The organism is Pseudomonas sp. S2_A02 (assembly GCF_054668495.1).
On record NZ_CP162776.1, the window covers coordinates 1,767,879 to 1,792,501 of the forward strand.

Here is a 24,623-nt window from a genome sequence, read left to right on the forward strand (position 1 = left end):
CGATTCAAAAGCAGTGTTTCAAAACAGCCTCACCCCGTCGGGTGAGGCTTTTGTGCAAAGGGAGGAAAGTGATGAGTCTGGAAACCTGGCTGCTGTTCAGCGGCGCTGCGCTGGTGGTGATCCTGATCCCGGGGCCACTGTCTTTGCTGATGATCAGCAACAGTTTGAATTACGGCTTGCGCCGTTCTTACCCAGCGTTTCTGGGAGGCGTGATTGCGTCGATCTGTCTGCTCAGTGCTTCGGCGCTTGGCTTGGGCGCATTGTTGCTAGCGTCGGAACAGCTGTTCAGCGCCCTGAAAATCGTCGGTGCGCTGTACCTGTTCTACCTCGCCTGGCAGAGCTGGCAGCAATCGCGTCAGCCATCCCAAGGCGCCGAAGTGCCCCAGGCTGCACCGGTGCCGCGCTTTCGCGCACTGTTCGGGCGCGCGTTCATGCTCGGCGCGAGTAATCCGAAAGACATTTTGTTCTTCGCCGCTTTCCTGCCGCAGTTTCTGAGTGCCGAGCAACCGTTCCTGCCGCAGTTGCTGGTGATGATTGCCACCTGGACCGTGCTGGATTTGCTGTGCAAATTGGCTTATGGCCTCGGTGCCCACGGCGCGGCGCGGTATCTGCGCAGTGGCAAGGGGCAGAGCTGGTTCAACCGGGTGAGTGCGGGGTTGTTCAGTGGTGCCGGTGCCGCTTCGTTGTTGAGCCGCTAAAGCTTCGCGGGCAAGCCTCGCTCCTACATTGATCTGTGTCGTTCACTAATCCCCTGTAGGAGCGAGGCTTGCCCGCGAAGGGTCCCTTCCATGCACCGCATTCCTCGGGACAAAAAAAAGCCCGCAGTGTGAGCGGGCAAAAGACCAAAGAAGCTATATGCGCAGCTTTTTTTGAGAAGAAGGAGCTTGGGGGAAAAGTCCTAGCTTCCTCTGTAGGTCGAATAGCTATACGGCGAAATCAACAACGGCACATGGTAGTGATCCTGTTCCGCGGAGATGCCGAAACGCAGCACCACCACATCCAGGAACGCAGGCTCAGGCAACTGAACCCCACGGGCGCGGTAGTAATCACCCGCATGAAACTGAAGCTGATAGACCCCGGACCGATAGTCATCGCCTTGCAGCAGCGGCGCATCGACACGGCCATCGCTGTTGGTTATCGCAGTGGCGACCCATTCCAGCTGCGAACCTTCAACGCGGTACAACTCGACCTTGATCGAACTGCCCGGGCAACCGTGTGCAGCGTCCAAAACGTGTGTAGTCAAACGTCCCATTGATTCTGCGCGCCTGCCTGCGTGGAGCAGTCAGACCTCGCGCCTCCCGAAGTCAGTTGAAAAGGAGACCGCACCGTTTCGGAGCACGAAAAGCTGCGGCGAGCGACTGATTAAGACACTTTTCATAAAAATTGTACACAATAAAAACGACATTTTCACCGCTAGCGCCGTCATTCAGGGTTTACCAGCCAATCTTTCGCCGAACCATGAGATCAGAGGACCTCCTACCCATTAGCTGACCAGTCAGGCAGGTTTCTTGCAGTACCCTTCAAAGTGGGCAGTCAGTGAAAAATGCAAAAAATCAGGCTTACAAAGTGAACATAAAGTTGTATACAATCACTCCATCGCTGTGACGCCAGCCTGCCCTCTCATTGGCAGGCCGCCACACAACCCTGACTTGAATAAGTCGACACGAACAAGAAGGAAGACTGCAGTGAGCGCTGACTATCCACGCGACCTGATCGGTTACGGCAGTAACCCTCCTCACCCACACTGGCCGGGCAATGCCCGCATCGCGCTGTCCTTCGTGCTCAATTACGAGGAAGGTGGCGAGCGCAATATCCTGCACGGCGATAAAGAGTCCGAAGCCTTCCTCTCGGAAATGGTTTCGGCGCAGCCGCTGCAAGGCGAGCGCAACATGAGCATGGAATCCCTTTACGAGTATGGCAGCCGTGCCGGCGTCTGGCGGGTTCTGAAACTGTTCAAGGAATTCGACATCCCGCTGACCATTTTCGCCGTGGCCATGGCCGCCCAGCGCCACCCGGACGTGATCCGCGCCATGGTCGATGCCGGTCACGAAATCTGCAGCCACGGCTATCGCTGGATCGACTACCAGTACATGGACGAAGCGCAGGAACGCGAGCACATGCTCGAAGCGATCCGCATCCTCACCGAAATCACCGGCGAGCGCCCACTGGGCTGGTACACCGGCCGCACCGGCCCGAACACCCGTCGGCTGGTGATGGAAGAAGGCGGTTTCCTCTACGACTGCGACACCTACGACGACGACCTGCCCTACTGGCAACCGAACAACCCGACCGGCAAGGCGCATCTGGTGATCCCGTACACCCTGGACACCAACGACATGCGCTTCACCCAGGTCCAGGGCTTCAACAAGGGCGACGATTTCTTTGAATACCTGAAAGACGCGTTTGATGTGCTGTATGCCGAAGGCGCCGAAGCACCGAAGATGTTGTCGATCGGCCTGCACTGCCGGCTGATCGGTCGTCCGGCGCGCCTGGCCTCGCTCAAACGCTTTATCGAATACGCTAAAAGTCATGAACAGGTGTGGTTCAGCCGTCGCGTCGACATCGCTCGTCACTGGCACCAAACCCACCCGTATCAAGGGGCCGCGAAATGAGCAACTTCCAAACCCTGAAACCATCGACCCTGAGTCGCGACGCGTTTGTCGCCGCCTTCGCCGACATCTACGAACATTCGCCATGGGTGGCCGAAAAGGCCTTCGACCTGGGCCAGGACGCTTCGATCGACGAGATCGAAACCCTGCACCAGCGCATGAGCGACATCCTGTTGAGCGCCGATCACACCAGCCAACTGGCCCTGATCAACGCTCACCCGGACCTGGCCGGCAAAGCTGCCGTCCAGGGCCAGCTCACCGCTGCCAGCACTGAAGAACAGTCTGGCGCGGGTATTCACCAATGCTCGATCGATGAGTTTGAACGCTTTACCGAGCTGAACGACGCCTACAAAGCCAAGTTCAAGTTTCCCTTCATCATGGCGGTAAAAGGCAGCAACCGGCATCAGATCCTCGCAGCGTTCGAAACGCGCATTCACAACTCGGTCGACACCGAATTCAAATGCGCGCTGGCGGAGATCAACAAAATCGCCTTGTTCCGATTACTGACCCTATAGCGAGCAGCCCTTGTGAAAAGCCCCGAGCGGATTCATGAATGCCGAACCGCCCAAGGGCCTCGCAAACATCCCAAGCCAACTTATTAAAGGCAGACAAGAAGAATGAAAGCTTACGCCGTACCTTTCGAGAAGTTCGTCAACCTGGCCGACGCCCGCCTGGGCACCAAAATCATCTCGGTCACCGATGACTGGTTCGCAGACGCCAACCGTCTGTTCCAACCGACCCCGGCCGTGTGGAAGGAGGGCGTGTTCGATGACAACGGCAAGTGGATGGACGGCTGGGAGTCGCGTCGCAAACGCTTCGAAGGCTACGACAGCGCGGTAATCCGTCTGGGCGTACCGGGCTCGATCAAAGGCGTGGACATCGACACTTCATTCTTCACCGGCAACTTCCCGCCGTCGGCTTCCCTGGAAGCCTGCTTCCTGGCCTCGGGCGAGCCGGACGAAAACACTCAGTGGACTGAAGTGCTGTCGGCCGTCGAGTTGCAAGGCAACAGCCACCACTACCACGAAATCAACAACGACCAGGCCTTCAGCCACCTGCGCTTCAACATCTACCCGGATGGCGGCGTGGCCCGTCTGCGTGTGTACGGCATTCCGTTCCGCGACTGGTCCGCTGTGGGCGACAACGAACAGGTCGACCTGGCTGCGGCCCTGAACGGTGGCCGTGCGCTGGCCTGCTCCGATGAACACTTCGGCCGCATGAGCAACATCCTCAACCCGGGCCGTGGCATCAACATGGGCGACGGCTGGGAAACTGCGCGTCGTCGTACGCCGGGCAATGACTGGGTAATCGTCGCGCTGGGCCATGCGGGCGAGATCGAGAAAGTCATCGTCGACACCCTGCACTTCAAGGGCAACTACCCGGACACCTGTTCGATCCAGGGTGCATTCGTGAAGGGCGGCACCGACAGCCAGATCGAAACCCAATCGCTGTTCTGGCGTGAACTGTTGCCAAGCCAGAAGCTGGAAATGCACGCCGAACACACCTTCGCCGAGCAGATCAAGGCACTGGGCCCGATCACCCATATCCGCCTGAACGTGTTCCCGGATGGTGGCGTGAGCCGCCTGCGGGTATTGGGCAAGGTCGCGAAATAAGCGGTGAGGCCAATCGCGAGCAGGCTCGCTCCCACATTGGATTGTGGTGCACACAAAACCTGTGGGAGCGAGCCTGCTCGCGATAGAAATAGAACAAACAACACAGAATTCGGAAAAGAAGACCAGCATGCGCACATTGACGATTGAACCGCTGACCAAAGAAGCCTTCGCCCCTTTCGGTGACGTGATTGAAACCGATGGCAGCGATCATTTCATGATCAACAACGGTTCGACCATGCGCTTTCACAAACTGGCTGTGGTCGAAACCGCCACGCCAGAAGACAAGGCGATCATCAGCATCTTCCGCGCCGACGCGCAGGATATGCCGCTGACCGTCTGCATGCTGGAGCGTCACCCGCTGGGCAGCCAGGCTTTCATTCCGCTGCTCGGCAACCCCTTTCTGATCGTGGTCGCGCCACTTGGCGATGAACCTGTATCAGGCTTGGTCCGCGCCTTCGTCACCAACGGCAGGCAGGGCATTAATTACCATCGCGGCGTTTGGCACCATCCGGTGCTGACGATCGAAAAGCGGGATGACTTCCTGGTGGTTGATCGCAGTGGCACAGGCAATAACTGCGATGAGCATTTTTTCAAAGAGGATGAGCGTTTGATCCTCGCCCCCCACCAATAAGAGAAGGTCTGATCACTCGACGACAGAGTGACAGGCGAGAGGTAAAGACTGTGGAAGCACATCTGTTGGAATGGCTGAACCTGAGCGTGCGCTGGGTTCACATGATCACTGGCGTAGCCTGGATCGGCGCGTCGTTCTATTTCGTCTGGCTGGAAAACAACCTCAATCGGGTCAACCCGAAAAACGGGCTGGCGGGCGATTTGTGGGCGATCCACGGCGGCGGTATCTACCACCTGGAAAAATACAAACTGGCTCCACCGACCATGCCGGACAACCTGCACTGGTTCAAATGGGAAGCCTACTTCACTTGGTTGTCGGGGGTTGCGCTGCTGTGCGTGGTGTTCTACTCCAACCCGACGCTGTACTTGCTGGCACCGGGAAGCACCCTGAGCGGCCTTGAAGGCGTGGCCATCGGTCTGGGCTCGCTGTTCATCGGCTGGTTCGTCTACTCCTTCCTCTGCGACTCGGCCTTGGGCAAACGCCCTGCCCTGCTAGGCGGAATCCTGTTCGTGCTGATCATTGGCGCCGCTTACGGCTTCAGCAAAGTGTTCAGCGGTCGTGGTGCGTACCTGCACGTCGGCGCGATCATCGGCACCATCATGGTTGGCAACGTGTTCCGCATCATCATGCCGGCGCAGCGCGCCTTGGTGGCAGCGATCGCCGAGAACCGCACACCCGATCCGGCGCTGCCGGCCAAAGGTTTGCTGCGTTCGCGTCACAACAACTACTTCACCTTGCCGGTGCTGTTCATCATGATCAGCAACCACTTCCCGAGCACCTACGGCAGCCAATACAACTGGCTGATCCTGGCCGGGATCGCGGTGCTGGCGGTGTTGGTGCGTCACTACTTCAACACCCGTCACGACAGCCACAAATTCGCCTGGACCCTGCCCGTTGCGGCGGTCGGCATGATTTGTCTGGCCTACGTGACCGGGCCGGCGCCGATGTCCAGCGCACCTGAAGTGGCCAAGGCGCCTGGGACCATCGAGTACCAGCCGCTGCCGGAAACCGCCCTTGGTGGTGGTGCCAAACCTGAAGCGGCAAAAGCGGCGCCGGCTGCTGAACCGGCTCAGGCGTCCAATCAGGGGCCAACGTTCGACAAGGTTCACAGCGTGATCCAGGAACGTTGCGCCGTGTGCCATTCGGCCAAACCGACCAGCCCGCTGTTCAGCGCGGCGCCGGCTGGCGTGATGTTCGATACGCCCGAACAGATCAAGCTCCAGGCCCCGCGCATCCAGGCCCAGGCTGTTGCCAGCCAGATCATGCCACTGGGCAACATCACCCAGATGACCCAGCAGGAACGTGACCTGATTGGCGCGTGGATTGTTCAGGGAGCCCAAACCCAATAAGCAACACAAAACCCTGTGGGAGCGAGCCGGCTCGCGATGACGGTATGACATTCAACATCAGTGTTGACTGAACCGACGCCATCGCGAGCAGGCTCGCTCCCACAGGGCAGCTGCCTGCGCCTCAAACAATAAAAACAAGAGGGAGCAACAGATGATTCATGACCAGACACGCCTGTCGTTTAGCGACGTCGGGCTGATCGCCGACAACCGTGCCCCAAACCTGTCCCCGACGCTCTGTTGCGGGGCACTTGAGCCATGGCGCGGGAGTCAGTATTCTCCGCGCCCGCTCGAGTTCGGTCTAAAAAAAAGCGCGAATTTAATTCCTGACCAGAAAGCCAACTTACCCCGGCTCTGGACCGTACCAAGGCACCCCGAAATGACGCTCAATCGACTGTTTTCGAACAGCCGAACGGGCGTTTTTTGGCTTTTTTAAAGCCTTGGCTCAGCTCTTGCTAACAGCATCAAAGCTGACCGATTGGATGATTTTTTACAGCAACAAGCAAAGGCGCCACACCAGAGCGCCGACCTTAGAAAAATAACGTGGAACCACCTACTTTTTGGGAGCAACCGAATGAAACGTACGTGCACCAGCCTGATGCTCGCGGGATCCTTGTTGGCCGGGGGCCAGGCCATGGCCGGCGACTTGCTGCAATGGCAGAACAACAGCCTGACCTATCTCTATGGCAAGGACTTCCAGGTCAACCCGCGTATTCAGCAAACCGTGACCTTCGAGCACGCCGATGCCTGGAAATACGGGGATAACTTCTTCTTCGTCGACAAGATTTTCTACAACGGCGAGAAGGACTTCAATGCCGGCCCAAACACCTATTACGGGGAGTTCCAGCCACGTATTTCGCTGGGCAAGGTCCTCGACCAGAAGATCGAATTCGGCCCGGTCAAAGACGTGCTGCTGGCCATGACGTACGAGTTCGGTGAAGGTGATACCGAGTCCTATCTGATCGGTCCGGGCTTCGATTTGGCGATTCCCGGGTTCGACTACTTCCAGCTGAACTTCTACCAGCGTCACACCGAAGGCAGTCGCCCGGGTGACAATGTCTGGCAGATCACCCCGGTTTGGTCCTACACCATTCCAGTGGGCGATTCGAACATCCTGATCGATGGTTTCATGGACTGGGTGGTCGACAACGACAAGAACAGCAAAGGTACCTACCACGCCAACCTGCACTTCAACCCACAGATCAAATACGACCTGGGTAAAGCCCTGAACATTGGCGAGAAGCAGTTGTACGTCGGCGTCGAGTACGACTACTGGTCAGACAAGTACGGGATCAAGGACAGCCAGTACTTCAAGACCGATCAGAGCAACACGAGCTTCCTGGTGAAGTTCCACTTCTGATCGTAAAAAGCTTCGCGGGCAAGCCTCGCTCCCACAGGTTTTGTGTCGTTCACATAATCGGCGAACGACACAAAACCTGTGGGAGCGTGGCTTGCCCGCGATGGCTGCACCGTCAATCTCAAGCCGGAACCGCAGGCTCCACCAACCCCAGAAACCGGCACAACTCATCCCGCTTGGCCAACGCATCGCGCCGCCCCAGATCGATCAACTCGCTGCAATACCCCGCCTCGAACAACAAATAACTCAGCACCCCCGCCCCGCTGGTCTTGGTCGCCCCTGGCCCGCGCAAAAACAGACGCAAGGCCGCCGGTAATTCCTGGCGATGCCGCGCTGCAATTTCATCGATCGGCTGACTCGGAGAAATCACCAGCACTTCCACCGGCGCTGCTCCCAATGCACGACTCGGTGTGCCGTCGGGCAGCAGATGGCTGAACTGGTTCAGACGTTGCAACAACTCGATGTCACTTTCCAGACTGTCAATGAACGTACTGTTGAGCATGTGCCCGCCGATTTGTGCCAGGGTCGGCTGCTGACCGGTGTAGGCACGTTGCAGCGGCTGTTCCGGGTCGACCCCGCGCGGGTTGCCGCTGACACCCACTACCAGCACGCGGCTGGCACCCAGGTGCAGGGCCGGGCTGATCGGTGCCGATTGGCGTACCGCGCCATCGCCGAAATATTCTTCGCCGAGTTTCACCGGCGCAAATAGCAACGGAATCGCCGAACTGGCCAGCAAGTGCTCGACGGTCAATTGTGTTGGCACGCCGATTCGCCGATGACGCAACCAGGACTCGATGGTACCGCCGCCCTGATAAAACGTGACGGCCTGGCCGGACTCATAGCCAAACGCCGTGACCGCTACCGCCTTCAATTGCTTTTGCGCGATGGCCTCGGCGATCCCGGACATGTGCAGTTTGTCGTTGAGCAAACTACGCAGCGGTGAGCTATTGAGCAGAGCCACTGGCACCGGAGCGCCGATCCCCATCAGATTGTGACTGACAAAACGGGTGGCTTGATGGATCACCCCCGGCCAGTCGCTGCGCAATACCAGATGGCTGCGGAAACCCTGCCAGAAGGCGGTCAGACGCTGAATCGCGCCGCGAAAGTCCATCGCCCCACTGGCCAGGCTGACCGCGTTGATCGCGCCGGCCGAGGTGCCGACGATTACCGGAAACGGATTCGCCGCCCCCACCGGCAGCAGCTCGGCAATCGCCGCCAGCACGCCCACCTGATAAGCCGCCCGAGCCCCGCCGCCGGAAAGTATCAACCCTGTAACCGGTTCAGCAGAACTCATCGCAACACTCCATGGTGCTTAAAGGGATCGGTGATCAACCGCGCTTGGCGTACAGCTTCGGTTCGCCCGGTGGACGGCTCTTGAAGCGGCGATGTGCCCAGAGGTATTGCTCCGGGCATTCGCGCAAAGCACCTTCGACCCACTGGTTGATCCGAATGCAGTCAGCCTCTTCCGTCTCGCCAGGAAAACCCTCGAGCGGCGCATGAATCACCAACCGATAACCACTGCCGTCAGCCAGGCGTTCCTGGGTGAACGGCACTACCAGCGCTTTGCCCAGCCGCGCGAACTTGCTGGTGGCGGTGACGGTCGCCGCCTGAATCCCGAACAGCGGCACGAAGATACTTTGCTTGGCGCCGTAGTCCTGATCCGGTGCGTACCAGATCGCCCGGCCTGCCCGCAGCAGTTTGAGCATGCCGCGCACGTCGTCGCGCTCCACCGCCAGCGAGTCGAGGTTATGCCGCTCGCGGCCAAGACGCTGGATGTAGTCGAACAGCGGATTCTTGTGTTCGCGGTACATGCCATCGATGGTGTGTTGCTGGCCGAGCAGCGCCGCGCCGATCTCCAGCGTGGTGAAATGCACGGCCATCAGAATCACACCCTTGCCGTCGCGCTGGGCCTGCTTCAAATGCTCCAGGCCTTCGACATGGGCCAGTTTCGCCAGACGCTTGCGCGACCACCACCAGCTCATGGCCATCTCCAGGAAGGCGATGCCGGTGGAGGCGAAGTTTTCCTTGAGCAGGCGCTTGCGCTCGGCAGCGGACTTTTCCGGGAAACACAGCTCAAGATTGCGCTTGGCGATGCGCCGTCGGTCGCCGGCCACGCGATACATCAATGCGCCCAGGGCGCGACCGATCGACAGCAGCGCCGGATACGGCAGCTGCACAATCAGCCACAACAGCCCCAAGCCACACCACAGCGGCCAGAAACGTGGAGAAAGAAATGCTGTTCGAAAACGCGGGCGATCCATTAAAGGTTCCGTCAAGACAGTGGCCGCGCATTCTACATCGTTCGACCCGGCTTGCGGCCTGCGGGCGTTCTCGTTATAAGTCTCGGCACTTTTAGTGACAAGCCGTTGTATGCCGACCATGAGCCAAACCGAACCGCTAGACCAAGATCCCGTGTTCCAGTTAAAGGGCAGCATGCTCGCCATTACGGTGCTGGAACTGGCCCGTAACGACCTTGAGAACCTTGATCGACAACTGGCGGCCAAGGTCGCCCAGGCGCCCAACTTTTTCAGCAACGCGCCGCTGGTACTGGCCCTGGACAAACTTCCGGCCAGCGAAGGCTCGGTCGATCTTCCAGGGCTGATGCGCATCTGCCGCCAGCATGGCCTGCGCACCCTGGCGATCCGGGCCAGCCGCATCGAAGACATTGCCGCCGCCATCGCGGTCGATCTGCCAGTGCTGCCGCCGTCCGGCGCCCGTGAGCGACCGCTCGACCCGAACGAAGGCACTGTTGCAAAAAAACCGGAAAAACCACCGGAACCAACCATCAAACCGACCAAAATCATTACCTCGCCGGTACGCGGTGGCCAGCAGATTTATGCTCAGGGTTGCGATTTGGTGGTGATTTCGTCGGTCAGCCCGGGGGCGGAACTTCTCGCCGACGGGAACATCCATGTATACGGCGCGATGCGCGGTCGTGTCTTGGCCGGCGTCAAAGGTGACACGAAAGCCAGGATTTTCTGTCAGCAAATGACCGCTGAACTGGTCTCCATCGCCGGCCACTACAAGGTTTCCGAGGATTTGCGTCGTGATCCATTGTGGGGCGCGGGCGTACAAGTCAGCCTGTCGGGCGACGTGTTGAACATCATTCGGCTTTAACGGATACTGCCGCATTTTCCAAGCATCTCTAAAACGTAGCGAAAACGGCTCAAACGAAGTAGGAAAAAGGCTAAAAGCAGTGTTTACCGGGGGTAAGCACCGCTCAGAACTGGATTCCAGCCAAGGCTGTCCGACTGCAGTAGTTTTTCAAGAGATGTTTTTCAGGGGCTAAACGTCCTTTTCCTTAGGGGTAAAACACCTTGGCCAAGATTCTCGTGGTTACATCCGGCAAGGGTGGTGTGGGTAAGACCACCACCAGCGCCGCTATCGGTACCGGCCTCGCTTTGCGTGGTCACAAAACAGTAATCGTCGACTTCGACGTTGGTTTGCGTAACCTCGACCTGATCATGGGTTGCGAACGCCGCGTGGTGTATGACTTCGTCAACGTGGTAAACGGCGAAGCCAACCTGCAACAAGCTCTGATCAAAGACAAGCGTCTGGAAAACCTATACGTATTGGCCGCCAGTCAGACTCGCGATAAAGACGCGCTGACCCTGGAAGGCGTCGAAAAGGTCCTGATGCAGCTCAAGGAAGACTTCGAATTCGTGGTCTGCGATTCTCCGGCGGGCATCGAGAAAGGCGCCCACCTGGCCATGTACTTCGCTGACGAAGCGATTGTAGTGACCAACCCGGAAGTCTCCTCCGTACGTGACTCGGACCGTATGCTGGGCCTGTTGGCCAGCAAGTCCCGTCGCGCCGAGAACGGCGAAGAGCCGATCAAGGAACACTTGCTGCTGACCCGCTACAACCCGACCCGCGTGAGCAACGGCGAAATGCTCGGCGTCGAAGACGTCAAGGACATCCTCGCGGTAACCCTGCTAGGCGTGATTCCGGAATCGCAAGCCGTCCTCAAAGCCTCCAACCAGGGCGTGCCAGTGATTCTCGACGACCAGAGCGACGCCGGTCAGGCGTACAGCGATGCCGTCGATCGTCTGCTGGGCAAAACCGTGGACCATCGTTTCCTCGATGTCGAGAAGAAGGGATTCTTCGAGCGACTTTTTGGAGGTAGGTAATGAACCTTTTTGACTTCTTTCGTGCCAACAAAAAGCCTAATACCGCCTCGGTAGCGAAAGAGCGTCTACAGATCATCGTGGCGCATGAACGCGGCCAGCGCAGTACGCCGGATTACCTGCCTGCCTTGCAGAAGGAGCTGGTGGAAGTGATCCGCAAGTACGTCAATATCGGGTCCGATGACGTGCACGTCGCTCTGGAAAACCAGGGCAGTTGCTCGATCCTGGAACTCAATATCACCCTGCCAGATCGCTGAGTCGATCCGGCGGGAGCCACGGCGGCTCAGAACCTTCGAGCCTGTGCAGGAGCTGACGCAGGCTGCGATCTTTTGATCTTGTTTTAAAAGCAAAATCAAAAGATCGCAGCCTGCGGCAGCTCCTGCACGGGATGATGAAAGTTCTGAGCCGCCGTTGGCGTTTGTTACGAGGCTGTTTTAATGCCGTTGTCCAACATCCGCATCATCCATCAGGACGCCGCCGTACTGGTGGTGGACAAGCCAACCCTGTTGCTTTCCGTCCCTGGCCGGGCCGATGACAACAAGGACTGCCTGATTACGCGCCTGCAAGAAAACGGCTACCCGGAAGCGCGAATTGTCCATCGGCTGGACTGGGAAACCTCCGGCATCATTCTGCTGGCCCGTGACCCGGACACTCATCGCGAACTGTCTCGACAATTTCACGACCGAGAAACCGAAAAGGCCTACACCGCCTTGTGCTGGGGACAACCGGAACTGGACAGCGGCAGCATCGACCTGCCCCTGCGCTACGATCCGCCGACCAAGCCACGTCACGTGGTAGACCACGAGTTCGGCAAGCATGCCCTGACCTTCTGGCGCGTGCTGGAGCGTTGTGGCGACTGGTGCCGCGTCGAACTGACGCCGATCACCGGCCGTTCTCACCAGTTGCGTGTGCACATGCTCTCCATCGGTCACCCGCTGTTGGGTGATGGGCTCTATGCCCATGAGCAAGCACTCGCTGCCTGGCCACGCCTGTGCCTGCACGCGAGCATGCTCAGCTTCACTCATCCCCAAACGGGCGAACGCCTGCGCTTCGAGTGCCCGGCACCGTTTTAAGCACTGCCTGACCAGCAGTCGCCCGCTTTAACAAGAGGATCCCCATCCGGATGAGTTGTACCGATTCCCTGGCAATACCCGTCAAAAAAACCCGCAACCAACTGCTTTACCTGATCTACGGCAACCAGGATGTTTACCGGCGCGAAGCCAAGTTCAGCATTCTGACCGCGCTGTCCCATGCAAAGAAAGGCCAGCCGCCGTGCATCAGGATCCTCACGGATCGTCCGCAGGACTACGCCGGCTGGCCGGTTGAAACCGTGCGCCTGACCGAGCAAACCCTGATCCAATGGCAGGGCGAAAACGGCTATCACCATCGCCGCAAGGCCTGCGCCATCGCCGCCGGCCTTAAACTTGCCGAAAAGACCCTGTTCGTCGATACCGACACCCTGTTCGTCAGCGATCCGAATCTGATCTTCAAACAGATTCAGCCTGGGTGTTATTTGATGGACCGCTTCGAGTACAACTGGCAGGACGTCTGCGAGCGCGACGATTACGTGAAGCTCGGCGAATGCCTACGCACTCATGGCATCACCCCGGACAACGGCTTCAAGCTTTACAACAGCGGACTCTGCGGCGTGACCGACAGCGATACACCGCTGTTCAAAACGTCGATCCAGTTGATCGACGAATGGACCCGCGACAGCTTCGACATTCACACCATCGAGCAAATCGCCCTGTCGTTCGCGATGCGCGATCAGCCGGTGCGTGAAGCAAAAAAATACATCTATCACTACTTTGCGGAAAAACGCTTCTTTCATGCGATGCAGGCGTATTTCTTCTCCCGATATGGCGAGCAATTCAGCCAGGATCTGGTGGAGCTGTGCCGCGATGTACCGCGGGTCAAACCGCTCCCATCAGCCTGGCAACGGCTGAAAATCAAATGGAAATTGCGCAACCAGAGCGGCGCGATGAGAAAAGTCGGGCGCGATCTGTTGTATGGCAGCGCAGCGCCCGATCACCCGTACTACACAGCATGCCGACACGAGTGGTGGGAAAGTGCCTCGCGGGAGATTCTGCGCTGGGATAAAAGCCGTCAGCAAAAGCTGCTGGACACCCATCAGAATCGCTGGCCCAAACAACTGCCCAAACCAGAAAAGCCTGGCGATGAGCAGCTCATCATGAATTACCTGAAAAAGCGGGTAGCCGCAGCCGGTTGACATGAGCAGTGAACGTCAGGCCCAAAGCCCCATGCCAATACGTTAAACTCCTGCCACTGCTGTCTGGAGCTTCTTATGCGCGAAGAGTTGAACCAAGGCCTGATCGACTTCCTCAAGGCCTCCCCTACCCCGTTCCATGCCACCGCCAGCCTTGTTCAGCGTCTGGAAGCGGCCGGTTTTGTGCGCCTCGACGAGCGCGAGCCGTGGAACACCGAAACCAATGGTCGTTACTACGTCACCCGTAACGACTCTTCGATCGTCGCGTTCAAATTGGGCCGTCATTCACCCCTGCACGGCGGCATCCGTCTGGTCGGCGCGCACACCGACAGCCCGTGCCTGCGGGTCAAACCCCAGCCGGAGTTGCAACGCCAGGGCTTCTGGCAACTGGGCGTCGAAGTGTATGGCGGTGCACTGCTGGCCCCGTGGTTCGACCGCGATCTGTCTCTGGCCGGCCGCGTGACTTTCCGCCGTGATGGCAAGGTCGAGAGCCAGTTGATCGACTTCAAGGCACCGATCGCGACCATCCCGAACCTGGCCATTCACCTCAACCGTGAAGCCAACATGGGCTGGGCGATCAATGCCCAGACCGAACTGCCGCCGATCCTCGCGCAATTCGCCGGTGACGAACGCGTGGACTTCCGCGCCGTGCTCACCGATCAACTGGCCCGCGAACATGGCCTGAATGCCGACGTGGTGCTCGATTACGAGCTGAGCTTCTACGACACCCAAAGCGCTGCGGTCATTGGCCTGCATGGCGATTTCATTGCGGGTGCGCGCCTCGATAATCTGTTGTCGTGCTACGCCGGCCTGCAAGCTTTGCTGACGACCGAAACAGACGAAACCTGCGTGCTGGTCTGCAATGATCACGAAGAAGTCGGTTCCAGCTCGGCTTGTGGCGCCGACGGTCCAATGCTTGAGCAGACCCTGCGTCGTCTGTTGCCCGAAGGGGATGAATTCGTACGGACCATTCAGAAATCGCTGCTGGTCTCGGCCGACAATGCCCACGGAGTGCACCCGAACTATGCAGACAAGCACGACGCCAACCACGGCCCGAAACTCAACGCTGGCCCGGTGATCAAGGTCAACAGCAACCAGCGCTACGCCACCAACAGCGAAACCGCCGGCTTCTTCCGCCATTTGTGCATGGCCGAAGAAGTACCGGTGCAGAGCTTCGTGGTGCGCAGCGACATGGGCTGCGGCTCGACCATCGGCCCGATCACCGCCAGCCACTTGGGCGTACGCACCGTGGACATCGGCCTGCCGACGTTCGCCATGCACTCGATCCGTGAACTGTGCGGCAGTCACGACCTTGCACACCTGGTCAAAGTGCTGAGCGCGTTCTACGCCTGCCGCGAATTGCCTTAGTCCGAGCGAATCGCAACCTGTGGGAGCGAGCAAGCCCGCTCCCACACGGATTGCGCTGCTTCTGACTCACTTCTGACCCACATCACCTCCGCTCGTCCGAAAGCCGCCTAGACTTGCAATACGCCCTCTGCGACAAGGCTGTCACCATGATCTCGCTGTCTTCGTTCCACGCCATGCTGATCCCGATTCTTTCCGGGATGATCATGCTGGCCATCGGCTTCAACTTCCGCGACAAGAACGCCGGTGTGTTCGCGATGTGGGTCGGCATGCTGATGATCCTCGCCACCGTGATCTACAAGATCCTCGCCAAACTCAACGAATAAATCCTCGCGCCTGGCTCGCATTGATTTTGACGGGCCAAGTGTTAAACCCTGTCGGCGATAGCATGCCAACAGGGCCAAATTATTCACTAAAAGTTATTGTTTAAAGCCCGGCTTGCCATTAGCTGCACGCCATTCCTTTACTGTCTTCAATATACCCTCTGGACTATCATCCTCATCAGGGAGAGGGTAATAGATAACCCCATAACTTCTTGGGTGCTCCGAGGCCGTTACAAATTGATCGATCAAGACGTTGTGGCTTTGTTCATCTGGAGAATTAACAAAACAAATATCATTCAAAAGATCTAAAAACTCACTCTCCGTATATTCTTCAAATTTACGATGCATTTTAAACCCCTCCATTAACAGAGTGAATTTCCACATGTCGCTTTGGCGTTACCACTCTCAAATTATCCATGTCGTAGACCTCACCTCCATTTTTTATATAGTCTAAATGATGTAGCTCAAATACTTTATTACCACCAACTCCCTCCTCCGGGATAGCAACCGGTGATCGCCCTTTCGCCATCAACGCCCGATTACTGTTCCTGAACTGCTCAGACAATTCAGGATCAGCGCTTACAGTTTTCCAAAACGCCTCCCTAAACGCCCTGAAATTCCTGAACTGCCTTCCGCTCAACTGTTCTGCAATCTGCGACGGAACAGGCGCGCCATCGCCTTGGGAAGCCGCCTCCAGCCATCTGCCTGCAACCGGCTCTCCATCACCCCTGGCAACCCCGGCATCCTCCCGAGGATCCCTGAACATCACGTACTGCGGGGGCAGGCCAGAATCCGCCGGAAACACAATAATGTAATCATCGAAGCCGGCTTCACCAACAGCCGGATGACTGTCGATTCGTCCTTCGATGGGGATTATGACGCCACCGGCATACCGCGGCGGACTCGGTTCCTGGACGGGCAGAGCAGTCGAACTGCTGTCCGGAGTAATCAGTGGCGTCCATACCAACGTTCTGGGGGGAATATCGGGGATGATGACGCTATAGATGTTCTCCTGCAGGTTATAGACAGCCGCCACTACCGGCACACCGGAGGGGAGGCTTACTCCATCGACCGGAACGACAAGTAACTCCGATCGATCTCCCTCTGTTGCCCTGGAACTGAAACGCACCGGTACATCAAGCAAACCGCCTTGCTTCGCTAGATCGTCGAGATCAGGCAAAGGAGCGGATATGAGATCCTCCAAGGGATAACTGAACATGTACCTTTTCGGTAATTCACTATTGGCCAGTTCAGGTGAGTAAACCAACGCGCTTACCCCGACCATGAAACCCGCTGCCGTCCCTGCGGCCAGACCGGACAACGCGGCGATCGCAGAGCGTATAGCTGCGCGCAATGCCGCCAGCACATCTTCGGCAATTTCCATGGTGCCGTTCGGAATTGTGAATCCAGGCTGAGCGTGAGTGGTGGCGCCATGTATGTGATATGTATTCGCGGCTCTGGTGGCGAGCTCCAGGCGTCGAAGTTCGTCATCCACCAGGCGTTGTGCTTGCTCGGCCGCCTCGATCCGGGCCTGTTCTTCCGCCCTTTGACTAGCCAGTTTTTCTGCCTCAAGCAGAGCCAACGCTTCAGCCATTTCCTTCGCATATGCCTCGGCCGCTATACGCGCTCGCTCTTCTGCCAATCGCCTGACTTCGTTTTCCGCGGCGATACGTGCTAATTCTTCTGCCACTCTACGGGCTTGTTCCTGCGCAATACGAGCCTGCTCTTGAGCGACTTGCCGCTCATGCTCCGCCGCACGTCGTGCCTGCTCTGTGCGATGCGATTGGCCTCCTGACCTCGTAACGTAGCAATGATGCCTCTCACGCCAACGGATTGTGCGTTTAACCGCGCGATGCCCTCAGCCAGCAACTTGGCGTTGAACAATGCGGCGTAAGCCTCACGGACAGAGACGCCACTGGCCCCGGCCCGACGGTTTACCTGAGGCAACCGTCCCCGCATCAGAAATGTATCGACCTGTGTCTGGCCGAACCTTTGACTGGCCGTGCTCATGGCTGACGGCAGTGCGCCGGCTTTTCTGGCGATCAAACCTTCTCGGACACTCAGCTCACGTACAAAGGCCTGCAAGGGAGGCAAAACGCTTGTATCGCCTGCTGCCCGGACTTGCGCAAGTTCTACCTCAAGGGTATGCGCAAGATTATTGGAGAACTCTTTGTAGGAATTCTCCATATCCAGAATCTCACCCAGTGGCGCGAAATCGATTCCAGGCCCTGAGCCATCCCCTATCCCAAAATAATGTAAATACTCATCTTGTTTATCCGGACGCACAACCGTAACCGGAAGTGTTATTCCATTCCCTGACATAGAACTTCTCCTCTATAGACTTGCGTCGTGATAGCAGGACAAGCAGGAGTGAGCATTTAATATGCATACTCTCCATATGCTTTCCCGCTACAGGCAAATCTACGAGGATCGGAAACTTCGGATGCGGTACATATATATAGGCAGGAATTATTTTCGAACAAATCTCCAGCGGTGTTCCTACAGAAAATCCAATGGATCAAACCACATCCACCCCGACATGAATCGCATCATGGCGCCAGAACTCCAGGTCACAGTCGATCAGTCGTTGATGCTGATCGTAATTGACCCGCGCAATCCGCAACCCCGGGCTGCCCACCGACACCCGTAAAGCCGCCGCTGCGTCCACCGACAATGCCGTCGGCACAATCTCGAAACGCACCCGCCCGTAATGCAAGTCGTAATGCCGTGCATACAACTCGGTGATCGACTGATTCAAATCGAAATCGAGAATTCCTGGAAAATACTGCGGATTCAAATAGTGCTCCACGTAAAGCACCAATCGCCCGTCAATCCGTCTTGAGCGGCAGATCTGGATCACGCTCGACAGCGCCGGCAACTGCAACCAGGCACACACCGCCGCCGACGCCGGCTGCAACCGTGCCGAAATCACCTCGGTGGACGGCACCCGCCCCTGCGCACTGACCATCGCGTGAAAGTGGCTGCGCTGCATCAGGTTATAAGCCAGCCGCGGTGGCGACACGAACCAGCCGCGTCGCTCCTCGCGATAAATCTGGCCCTGGGCCTCCAGCTGCAATAAAGCCTCACGCACGGTGATCCGCGTGGTACCGAACAACTCACTGAGCTTGCGCTCTGCCGGCAACTTGCTCCCGGGCGCCAACAAGCCGTGGTCGAGCTGTTCCTGCAGAACCTGCCCGATGGCTGTCACCGCTTTGGTGGTCTCGATGCGCATCAACGTTACCTATCTGGACTAGACCAGCACTGATTCAGGGCAGAACCGTGATTCACATCGGTTCCTTCAACTGCCTGCAAGCCTAGGCACTGCATATGACTGACAGATGACAAAGCCGCCGAACGGTTGCGCCAGACACCTGCAATTTTATGGCCAAGTCCCTTTCATATCAGCTCTTTAGCCATGGTCTACGCTTATCTCGCACCCCGCGTATCCGAGCGCAGAGAATTCAGGCTGACCGGTCGTCGACATCAAAATGTCATCCAACCCGCCTAAATTGGCTCAGGTATTGCTGACCTAGACCAACACAACCGCAATCGCAGCGTTGAAAACGCCCAAAGGAGCTTCGGATGAAACAGTTTTTCCTGGCATCACTGTTAGGCTCGACCATTGCCCTGTGCACCACCGCCATGGCGGCGGATGATCTGAAAACCCTGGAAGCCGCTGCGAAAGCGGAAGGCGCAGTCAACAGCGTCGGCATGCCCGATGACTGGGCCAACTGGAAAGGCACCTGGGAAGACCTAGCCAAGAAATATGGCCTGAAACACATCGACACCGACATGAGCTCGGCCCAGGAAATCGCCAAGTTCGCCGCCGAAAAAGACAACGCCAGCGCCGACATCGGCGACGTCGGTGCCGCCTTCGGCCCGATCTCGGTCAAGCAGGGTGTGGTGCAACCTTATAAGCCAACTACCTGGGAACAGATTCCGGATTGGGCCAAGGACAAGGACGGTAACTGGGCGCTGGCCTATACCGGCACCATCGCGTTTATCGTCAACAAAAAGCTGCTGCACGGTTCTGAAGCACCGACCAAATGGGCCGACCTCAAGACTGGCAAGTACAAAGTCTCTATCGGTGACGTGAGCACCGCGGCCCAGGCGGCCAACGGTGTACTGGCTGCCGCCCTCGCCAACGGTGGTGACGAGAAAAACATTCAGCCAGCGCTGTTGCTGTTCGCTGACATCGCCAAGCAAGGCCGCCTGTCCATGGCCAACCCGACGATCGCCACCATGGAAAAAGGTGAAATCGAAGTCGGCGTGGTCTGGGACTTCAACGGTCTGAGCTACAAGGCCAAGATGGCGAATCCGGATGACTACGTTGTGCTGATTCCGTCCGACGGCTCGGTGATTTCCGGTTACACCACCATCATCAACAAATACGCGAAGAACCCGAACGCCGCCAAGCTGACCCGCGAATACATCTTCAGCGATGCCGGCCAAATCAACCTGGCGAAAGGCAACGCCCGTCCGATCCGCGCCGAACACCTGAAGCTGCCGGAAGAGGTCAAGGCCAAGCTGCTGCCTAACGAGCAGTACAAAAAGGTCACGCCGATCAAAGACGCCGACGCGTGGGAAAAGACCTCCAAGTCGCTGCCGCAGAAGTGGCAGGAAGAAGTCATCATCAACATGCCATAAGGCTGTAGATCCCCGTTCGGGGATCTGATGGAGATCCAATGTGGGAGCGAGCCTGCTCGCGATAGGGACTGTCAGCCAACATCAAAGTTGAATGTCAGACCGCTATCGCGAGCAGGCTCGCTCCCACAGGGGATTGGTTGCGTACTTGAATCATCTGTTTTTGCGGAGTCCCAGCCCTATGAAGCACAACGTCATCCTTGTCGTGCTCGACGGCCTCAATTACGAAGTCGCGCGCCACGCCATGGGGCATCTGCAGGCTTACGTTGGCGCAGGACGCGCGGCACTCTACAAACTGGAGTGCGAACTGCCGGCCCTGTCCCGACCGCTTTATGAATGCATCCTGACCGGCGTTACGCCGATCGACAGCGGTATCGTTCACAACAACGTCTCGCGCCTGTCCAACCAGCGCAGCATCTACCATTACGCCACCGACGCCGGCCTTACAACCGCCGCCGCGGCCTATCACTGGGTCAGCGAGCTGTATAACCGTTCGCCGTTCGTGGCCGCCCAGGACCGTCATACCGACGACCCCAAACTGCCGATCCAGCACGGTCACTTCTACTGGAGCGACCACTACCCGGATTCGCACTTGTTCGCGGACGCGGAAAACTTGCGCCTGCGCCACGCCCCGAACTTTTTATTGGTCCACCCCATGAACATCGACGACGCCGGGCACAAGCACGGCCTCGACACCCCGCAGTACCGCAACAGCGCCCGTTCGGCCGACATCATTCTCGCCGACTACCTGCAAGGCTGGCTCGACGCTGGTTACCAGGTGCTGGTGACGGCTGACCACGGCATGAACAACGACCGTTCGCACAACGGCCTGCTGCCCGAAGAACGCGAAGTGCCGCTGTTCGTCCTCGGCGATGCCTTCAGCTTCAACAAAAACGCCGCACCGAAACAGACCGAAATCTGCGGCACTGTCTGCGAACTGCTGGGCGTGCCCCACGACAAACCTGTGTGCCGGGAGCTGCTCAAGTGAACGCCATGACCCGTAGTAAATGGCTAGCCGTTCTGTGCCTGGTGCCCTTCGCGATTTTCTTCTTCGTGTTCCAGATCGCCCCGCTGCTCTGGGTGATGATCAACAGCCTGCAATCGGAAGAGTTCGGCTGGGGCCTGACCAACTTCAGCAAAATCTTCAACTCGAAGTTCTATTTGCAGGCGATCCAGCACAGCCTCGAGATCAGTTTCTGGTCCAGCGTGTTCGGCATCATCATCGCCATACTCGGCGCCTATTCCCTGCGCCGGGTCGACTCGAAACTGCGCAACTTCGTCAACGCCTTCGCCAACATGACCAGCAACTTCGCCGGGGTGCCCCTGGCCTTTGCGTTCATCATTTTGCTGGGGTTCAACGGCACCTTCACCATCATGCTCAAACAGGCGGGGATCATTCAGGACTTCAACCTGTACTCGAAAACCGGGCTGATCATTCTCTACACCTACTTCCAGATCCCCTTGGGCGTGCTGCTGCTCTACCCGGCTTTCGATGCCCTCCGCGAAGACTGGCGTGAGTCCGCTGCGTTGCTTGGCGCCAACGGCTGGCAATTCTGGCGGCACATCGGTTTGCCGGTGCTGACCCCCGCACTGCTGGGCACATTCGTAATCCTGCTGGCCAACGCCCTCGGCGCATACGCCACGGTCTACGCCCTGACCACCGGAAACTTCAACGTGCTGCCGATCCGCATCGCGGCAATGGTTTCCGGCGACATTTCCCTCGACCCGAACCTGGCCAGCGCCTTGGCCGTGGTGCTGGTGGCGTTGATGACCCTGGTGACCATCGTGCATCAGTTGCTGTTGAAGAGGAGCTACCATGTCTCGCGTTGAACTGGGGCCCGTCGGTGTCTATCACCGCGTCGTGGCGTATTTGTTGTTTGCCATTCTGCTGTTGCCGCTGTTCGGAACGCTGATCTACTCGATCTCCAGCAGTTGGTCCGCGACGATTATGCCCAGCGGTTTTACCTTCAAGTGGTACATCCAGCTGTGGAGCGATCCGCGTTTTCTCGACGCATTCGGTCAGTCGTTGCTGGTCTGCATCGGCTCGCTGATTCTGTCGGTGTTACTGATTCTGCCGCTGCTGTTCGTGGTGCATTACCACTTCCCGAAACTCGACGCATTGATGAACATCCTGATCCTGCTGCCCTTCGCGGTGCCGCCGGTGGTGTCGTCGGTGGGGTTGTTGCAGCTCTACGGTTCGGGGCCGTTCGCGATGGTCGGTACGCCGTGGATTCTGATCGGTTGCTACTTCACCGTGGCGCTGCCGTTCATGTACCGGGCAATCACCAACAACCTGCAAGCGATCAACCTGCGCGACCTGATGGACTCCGCGCAACTGCTCGGCGCCAGCACTTGGCAAGCGGCATTCCTGGTGGTGCTGCCGAACCTGCGCAAGGGTTTGATGGTGGCGTTGCTGCTGTCGTTCTCGTTCCTTTTCGGCGAGTTTGTGTTCGCCAACATCCTCGTCGGCACCCGCTACGAAACCCTGCAGGTCTACCTCAACAATATGCGTAACAGCAGCGGCCACTTCACCAGTGCGCTGGTGATTTCCTACTTCTTCTTTGTGCTGGTTCTGACCTGGGCTGCCAATATCTTGAACAAGGACAAAAGCGAATGAGCTACGTCAGCGTCCAACATCTTCAGAAAAATTACTCTGGCACCACGGTATTCAGCGACATCAACTGCGAAATCAAGAAAGGCGAATTCGTCACCCTTCTCGGCCCGTCCGGTTGCGGCAAGTCCACCCTGCTGCGTTGCATTGCCGGCCTGACCTCGGTGGACGGCGGCAAGATTCTGCTGGAGGGTCAGGACCTCGTCCCGCTGAGCCCGCAAAAACGCGGGATCGGCATGGTGTTCCAGAGTTATGCGCTGTTCCCGAACATGACCGTGGAGCAGAACGTCGCCTTCGGTTTGCGCATGCAGAAGGTCAACGCCGACGATAGCCACAAGCGCGTCGCCGAAGTGCTGACACTGGTGGAGCTCAATGACTTCGCCGCCCGTTACCCGCATCAACTGTCCGGTGGCCAGTGCCAGCGTGTCGCCCTGGCTCGCTCGCTGGTGACCCGGCCTCGGTTGTTGTTGCTGGATGAGCCGCTGTCGGCATTGGATGCGCGGATTCGCAAACACCTGCGCGAACAGATCCGTCAGATCCAGCGCGAACTGGGGCTGACCACGATCTTCGTCACTCACGATCAGGAAGAAGCCCTGACCATGTCTGACCGAATCTTCCTGATGAATCAGGGAAAGATCGTACAAAGCGGCGATGCCGAAACCCTCTACACCGCGCCAGTCGATGTTTTTGCCGCAGGCTTCATCGGCAACTACAACCTGCTGGACGCCGACAGCGCGACGAAACTGTTGCAACGACCGATCACCCATCGCCTCGCCATTCGCCCGGAAGCCATCGAGCTGAGCCTGAACGGCGAACTCGACGCGCAGATTCGCAGCCACAGTCTGTTGGGCAACGTGATTCGCTACCGAGTCGAAGCCCGGGGCGTGGAATTGGTGGTGGATGTACTGAACCGTTCGGCGGCCGACCTGCATCCCGATGGTCAGCGCCTGGCGCTTTCCATCGATCCGACGGCCCTGTGTGAGGTAGCCTGATGACTTTGTTGATGTTGAAGAGAGAACTGCACTGATGGCCCTGGCAATTTTTGATCTGGACGAAACCCTGATCCACGGCGACTGCGCCACCCTCTGGAGCGAGCAAATGGGCCGCCTGGGCTGGGTCGATCCCGAGTCGTTCATGCGCAAGAACAACGAACTGATGGACGCTTACAGCCACGGCAAGTTGCGGATGGAGGAGTACATGACCTTCAGTCTGGAACCGATGATCGGTCGCACACCGCAAGAGCTCGAGCACTTGGTGACGCCTTGGGTAGAAGACTTCATCGAGCCAATCATCTTCAGCGACGCCACCAAAGCCATTGCCGCCCACCGCAAGGCCGGCGACCGGATTCTGGTGATCTCGGCCTCGGGCACACATTTGGTCAAGCCGATTGCCGACCGTCTGGGCATCGACGAGATTCTCGGCATCGAGCTGGAACTGCTGCACGGGGTGTACAGCGGCAACACCGTTGGCACATTGACTTACCGCGAAGGCAAGATCACCCGTTTGCTGGAATGGCTGGATGCCGAAGAGGAAAACCTGGAAGGCGCGAGTTTCTATTCCGACTCACGCAACGATTTGCCGCTGCTACTGAAGGTGGATTTCCCACACGTGGTGAACCCGGATCCGGTGTTGCTTGAGCATGCCGAAAAGGCCGGTTGGCCGATCCATATCTGGAAGTAACTCAAATCCTGTGGGAGCGGGCTTGCCCGCGATTCAGGCGACGCGGTGTGTCTGTCATACCGCGTCATCGTTCATCGCGGGCAAGCCACG

At 58.0% G+C, this 24,623-nt stretch carries 27 protein-coding genes; 20 read left to right on the top strand and 7 right to left on the bottom strand.

Annotated elements, in window-relative coordinates; all coding sequences use genetic code 11:
* Positions 1-71: 71 nt before the first annotated feature.
* Positions 72-698 (top strand): LysE family translocator, encoded by a 627-nt coding sequence (locus tag AB4O41_RS07990; protein WP_367372313.1) that lies wholly within the window; start codon positions 72-74, stop codon positions 696-698.
* Positions 699-898: 200 nt separating this feature from the next.
* On the opposite strand, the gene uraH is transcribed toward AB4O41_RS07990, so the two are convergent.
* On the bottom strand, positions 899-1,252 hold the full coding sequence (uraH, locus tag AB4O41_RS07995) for a hydroxyisourate hydrolase (RefSeq protein WP_258696832.1): 354 nt from the start codon (positions 1,250-1,252) through the stop codon (positions 899-901).
* Positions 1,253-1,685: 433 nt separating this feature from the next.
* Between uraH and puuE the strand changes: the two genes are divergently transcribed.
* The 6 genes from puuE (at position 1,686) to AB4O41_RS08025 (ending at position 7,559) form a co-directional block, all read left to right on the top strand.
* Positions 1,686-2,612 (top strand): allantoinase PuuE, encoded by a 927-nt coding sequence (gene puuE, locus AB4O41_RS08000; protein WP_460147085.1) that lies wholly within the window; start codon positions 1,686-1,688, stop codon positions 2,610-2,612.
* Complete coding sequence (gene uraD / locus AB4O41_RS08005) at positions 2,609-3,124, top strand: 2-oxo-4-hydroxy-4-carboxy-5-ureidoimidazoline decarboxylase (RefSeq protein WP_460147087.1); 516 nt, start codon at positions 2,609-2,611, stop codon at positions 3,122-3,124. Before puuE ends, uraD begins: the two co-directional genes overlap by 4 nt.
* A gap of 102 nt (positions 3,125-3,226) precedes the next feature.
* Positions 3,227-4,222 carry an allantoicase gene (gene alc / locus AB4O41_RS08010; RefSeq protein WP_030131652.1) on the top strand — a complete coding sequence of 332 codons (996 nt, stop codon included), beginning with the start codon at positions 3,227-3,229 and terminating at the stop codon, positions 4,220-4,222.
* A gap of 127 nt (positions 4,223-4,349) precedes the next feature.
* Positions 4,350-4,853 carry an ureidoglycolate lyase gene (locus tag AB4O41_RS08015; RefSeq protein WP_052963640.1) on the top strand — a complete coding sequence of 168 codons (504 nt, stop codon included), beginning with the start codon at positions 4,350-4,352 and terminating at the stop codon, positions 4,851-4,853.
* Positions 4,854-4,903: 50 nt separating this feature from the next.
* The gene (locus tag AB4O41_RS08020) at positions 4,904-6,202 is read left to right on the top strand and encodes a urate hydroxylase PuuD (RefSeq protein WP_460147089.1); all 1,299 of its coding nucleotides are present in this window, start codon (positions 4,904-4,906) and stop codon (positions 6,200-6,202) included.
* A 571-nt stretch (positions 6,203-6,773) separates the two neighbouring features.
* Positions 6,774-7,559 carry an outer membrane protein OmpK gene (locus tag AB4O41_RS08025; RefSeq protein WP_460147091.1) on the top strand — a complete coding sequence of 262 codons (786 nt, stop codon included), beginning with the start codon at positions 6,774-6,776 and terminating at the stop codon, positions 7,557-7,559.
* Between the two features lie 118 nt (positions 7,560-7,677).
* Here AB4O41_RS08025 and AB4O41_RS08030 read toward each other — a convergent pair whose 3' ends face one another.
* Both AB4O41_RS08030 and AB4O41_RS08035 read right to left on the bottom strand, forming a co-directional pair.
* Positions 7,678-8,850 (bottom strand): patatin-like phospholipase family protein, encoded by a 1,173-nt coding sequence (locus AB4O41_RS08030; protein WP_460147092.1) that lies wholly within the window; start codon positions 8,848-8,850, stop codon positions 7,678-7,680.
* Positions 8,851-8,884: 34 nt separating this feature from the next.
* A complete protein-coding gene (locus AB4O41_RS08035) occupies positions 8,885-9,817 on the bottom strand; it encodes a lipid A biosynthesis lauroyl acyltransferase (protein ID WP_460147094.1) in 933 nt (310 codons plus the stop codon).
* Between the two features lie 118 nt (positions 9,818-9,935).
* On the opposite strand from AB4O41_RS08035, the gene minC reads away from it, so the two are divergent.
* The 7 genes from minC to AB4O41_RS08070 all read left to right on the top strand — a co-directional run bounded on the left by minC (position 9,936) and on the right by AB4O41_RS08070 (position 15,601).
* Positions 9,936-10,673: a septum site-determining protein MinC gene (gene minC, locus AB4O41_RS08040; protein WP_460147096.1), complete on the top strand. Its 738-nt coding sequence runs from the start codon at positions 9,936-9,938 to the stop codon at positions 10,671-10,673.
* Positions 10,674-10,873: 200 nt separating this feature from the next.
* Entirely contained in the window at positions 10,874-11,686 is an 813-nt protein-coding gene (gene minD / locus AB4O41_RS08045) for a septum site-determining protein MinD (protein ID WP_447959858.1), read from the top strand.
* Positions 11,686-11,940, top strand: coding sequence for a cell division topological specificity factor MinE (gene minE, locus AB4O41_RS08050; protein ID WP_048394400.1), 255 nt, complete (start codon positions 11,686-11,688; stop codon positions 11,938-11,940). The genes minD and minE overlap by 1 nt, the downstream gene beginning before the upstream one ends.
* 180 nt (positions 11,941-12,120) lie before the next feature.
* Positions 12,121-12,756: an RluA family pseudouridine synthase gene (locus tag AB4O41_RS08055; protein ID WP_030131660.1), complete on the top strand. Its 636-nt coding sequence runs from the start codon at positions 12,121-12,123 to the stop codon at positions 12,754-12,756.
* A 50-nt stretch (positions 12,757-12,806) separates the two neighbouring features.
* Positions 12,807-13,913 carry a hypothetical protein gene (locus AB4O41_RS08060; RefSeq protein ID WP_460147099.1) on the top strand — a complete coding sequence of 369 codons (1,107 nt, stop codon included), beginning with the start codon at positions 12,807-12,809 and terminating at the stop codon, positions 13,911-13,913.
* Between the two features lie 75 nt (positions 13,914-13,988).
* Positions 13,989-15,278, top strand: coding sequence for a M18 family aminopeptidase (locus AB4O41_RS08065; protein WP_460147101.1), 1,290 nt, complete (start codon positions 13,989-13,991; stop codon positions 15,276-15,278).
* A gap of 146 nt (positions 15,279-15,424) precedes the next feature.
* Entirely contained in the window at positions 15,425-15,601 is a 177-nt protein-coding gene (locus AB4O41_RS08070) for a hypothetical protein (protein ID WP_007898847.1), read from the top strand.
* A 93-nt stretch (positions 15,602-15,694) separates the two neighbouring features.
* Here AB4O41_RS08070 and AB4O41_RS08075 read toward each other — a convergent pair whose 3' ends face one another.
* The 4 genes from AB4O41_RS08075 to AB4O41_RS08090 form a co-directional block, all read right to left on the bottom strand.
* The gene (locus tag AB4O41_RS08075; protein WP_460147103.1) at positions 15,695-15,946 is read right to left on the bottom strand and encodes a bacteriocin immunity protein; all 252 of its coding nucleotides are present in this window, start codon (positions 15,944-15,946) and stop codon (positions 15,695-15,697) included.
* 1 nt (position 15,947) lies between these two features.
* Positions 15,948-17,288 carry an S-type pyocin domain-containing protein gene (locus AB4O41_RS08080; RefSeq protein ID WP_460147105.1) on the bottom strand — a complete coding sequence of 447 codons (1,341 nt, stop codon included), beginning with the start codon at positions 17,286-17,288 and terminating at the stop codon, positions 15,948-15,950.
* Positions 17,273-17,920, bottom strand: a complete 648-nt coding sequence (locus tag AB4O41_RS08085) for a hypothetical protein (RefSeq protein WP_460147107.1) — start codon at positions 17,918-17,920, stop codon at positions 17,273-17,275. Before AB4O41_RS08085 ends, AB4O41_RS08080 begins: the two co-directional genes overlap by 16 nt.
* Before the next feature lie 196 nt (positions 17,921-18,116).
* Positions 18,117-18,830, bottom strand: a complete 714-nt coding sequence (locus AB4O41_RS08090) for a UTRA domain-containing protein (protein WP_460147109.1) — start codon at positions 18,828-18,830, stop codon at positions 18,117-18,119.
* A gap of 350 nt (positions 18,831-19,180) precedes the next feature.
* Between AB4O41_RS08090 and AB4O41_RS08095 the strand changes: the two genes are divergently transcribed.
* The 6 genes from AB4O41_RS08095 (at position 19,181) to AB4O41_RS08120 (ending at position 24,533) form a co-directional block, all read left to right on the top strand.
* Positions 19,181-20,245 carry an ABC transporter substrate-binding protein gene (locus AB4O41_RS08095; protein ID WP_460147111.1) on the top strand — a complete coding sequence of 355 codons (1,065 nt, stop codon included), beginning with the start codon at positions 19,181-19,183 and terminating at the stop codon, positions 20,243-20,245.
* A 178-nt stretch (positions 20,246-20,423) separates the two neighbouring features.
* Entirely contained in the window at positions 20,424-21,230 is an 807-nt protein-coding gene (locus tag AB4O41_RS08100) for an alkaline phosphatase family protein (RefSeq protein ID WP_460147113.1), read from the top strand.
* A gap of 5 nt (positions 21,231-21,235) precedes the next feature.
* On the top strand, positions 21,236-22,072 hold the full coding sequence (locus AB4O41_RS08105) for an ABC transporter permease (protein WP_460147115.1): 837 nt from the start codon (positions 21,236-21,238) through the stop codon (positions 22,070-22,072).
* The gene (locus tag AB4O41_RS08110; RefSeq protein ID WP_460147116.1) at positions 22,059-22,859 is read left to right on the top strand and encodes an ABC transporter permease; all 801 of its coding nucleotides are present in this window, start codon (positions 22,059-22,061) and stop codon (positions 22,857-22,859) included. Before AB4O41_RS08105 ends, AB4O41_RS08110 begins: the two co-directional genes overlap by 14 nt.
* Positions 22,856-23,845 carry an ABC transporter ATP-binding protein gene (locus tag AB4O41_RS08115; protein ID WP_460147118.1) on the top strand — a complete coding sequence of 330 codons (990 nt, stop codon included), beginning with the start codon at positions 22,856-22,858 and terminating at the stop codon, positions 23,843-23,845. Before AB4O41_RS08110 ends, AB4O41_RS08115 begins: the two co-directional genes overlap by 4 nt.
* A gap of 34 nt (positions 23,846-23,879) precedes the next feature.
* Positions 23,880-24,533, top strand: coding sequence for an HAD family hydrolase (locus AB4O41_RS08120; protein ID WP_460147120.1), 654 nt, complete (start codon positions 23,880-23,882; stop codon positions 24,531-24,533).
* Positions 24,534-24,623: the final 90 nt, after the last annotated feature.

Bases quoted from the DNA above. Each gene is read 5' to 3' on its own strand.
- AB4O41_RS08095 (WP_460147111.1), top strand. From the start codon at position 19,181: ATGAAACAGTTTTTCCTGGCATCACTGTTAGGCTCGACCATTGCCCTG.
- AB4O41_RS08115 (WP_460147118.1), top strand. From the start codon at position 22,856: ATGAGCTACGTCAGCGTCCAACATCTTCAGAAAAATTACTCTGGCACC.
- alc (WP_030131652.1), top strand. From the start codon at position 3,227: ATGAAAGCTTACGCCGTACCTTTCGAGAAGTTCGTCAACCTGGCCGAC.
- AB4O41_RS08090 (WP_460147109.1), bottom strand. From the start codon at position 18,830: ATGCGCATCGAGACCACCAAAGCGGTGACAGCCATCGGGCAGGTTCTG.
- AB4O41_RS08025 (WP_460147091.1), top strand. From the start codon at position 6,774: ATGAAACGTACGTGCACCAGCCTGATGCTCGCGGGATCCTTGTTGGCC.
- AB4O41_RS08085 (WP_460147107.1), bottom strand. From the start codon at position 17,920: ATGTCAGGGAATGGAATAACACTTCCGGTTACGGTTGTGCGTCCGGAT.
- AB4O41_RS08035 (WP_460147094.1), bottom strand. From the start codon at position 9,817: ATGGATCGCCCGCGTTTTCGAACAGCATTTCTTTCTCCACGTTTCTGG.
- minE (WP_048394400.1), top strand. From the start codon at position 11,686: ATGAACCTTTTTGACTTCTTTCGTGCCAACAAAAAGCCTAATACCGCC.
- uraD (WP_460147087.1), top strand. From the start codon at position 2,609: ATGAGCAACTTCCAAACCCTGAAACCATCGACCCTGAGTCGCGACGCG.
- AB4O41_RS08060 (WP_460147099.1), top strand. From the start codon at position 12,807: ATGAGTTGTACCGATTCCCTGGCAATACCCGTCAAAAAAACCCGCAAC.
- uraH (WP_258696832.1), bottom strand. From the start codon at position 1,252: ATGGGACGTTTGACTACACACGTTTTGGACGCTGCACACGGTTGCCCG.
- AB4O41_RS08075 (WP_460147103.1), bottom strand. From the start codon at position 15,946: ATGCATCGTAAATTTGAAGAATATACGGAGAGTGAGTTTTTAGATCTT.
- AB4O41_RS08055 (WP_030131660.1), top strand. From the start codon at position 12,121: ATGCCGTTGTCCAACATCCGCATCATCCATCAGGACGCCGCCGTACTG.
- AB4O41_RS07990 (WP_367372313.1), top strand. From the start codon at position 72: ATGAGTCTGGAAACCTGGCTGCTGTTCAGCGGCGCTGCGCTGGTGGTG.
- minC (WP_460147096.1), top strand. From the start codon at position 9,936: ATGAGCCAAACCGAACCGCTAGACCAAGATCCCGTGTTCCAGTTAAAG.
- AB4O41_RS08110 (WP_460147116.1), top strand. From the start codon at position 22,059: ATGTCTCGCGTTGAACTGGGGCCCGTCGGTGTCTATCACCGCGTCGTG.
- AB4O41_RS08120 (WP_460147120.1), top strand. From the start codon at position 23,880: ATGGCCCTGGCAATTTTTGATCTGGACGAAACCCTGATCCACGGCGAC.
- AB4O41_RS08105 (WP_460147115.1), top strand. From the start codon at position 21,236: ATGACCCGTAGTAAATGGCTAGCCGTTCTGTGCCTGGTGCCCTTCGCG.
- AB4O41_RS08070 (WP_007898847.1), top strand. From the start codon at position 15,425: ATGATCTCGCTGTCTTCGTTCCACGCCATGCTGATCCCGATTCTTTCC.
- AB4O41_RS08100 (WP_460147113.1), top strand. From the start codon at position 20,424: ATGAAGCACAACGTCATCCTTGTCGTGCTCGACGGCCTCAATTACGAA.
- AB4O41_RS08030 (WP_460147092.1), bottom strand. From the start codon at position 8,850: ATGAGTTCTGCTGAACCGGTTACAGGGTTGATACTTTCCGGCGGCGGG.
- AB4O41_RS08065 (WP_460147101.1), top strand. From the start codon at position 13,989: ATGCGCGAAGAGTTGAACCAAGGCCTGATCGACTTCCTCAAGGCCTCC.
- AB4O41_RS08015 (WP_052963640.1), top strand. From the start codon at position 4,350: ATGCGCACATTGACGATTGAACCGCTGACCAAAGAAGCCTTCGCCCCT.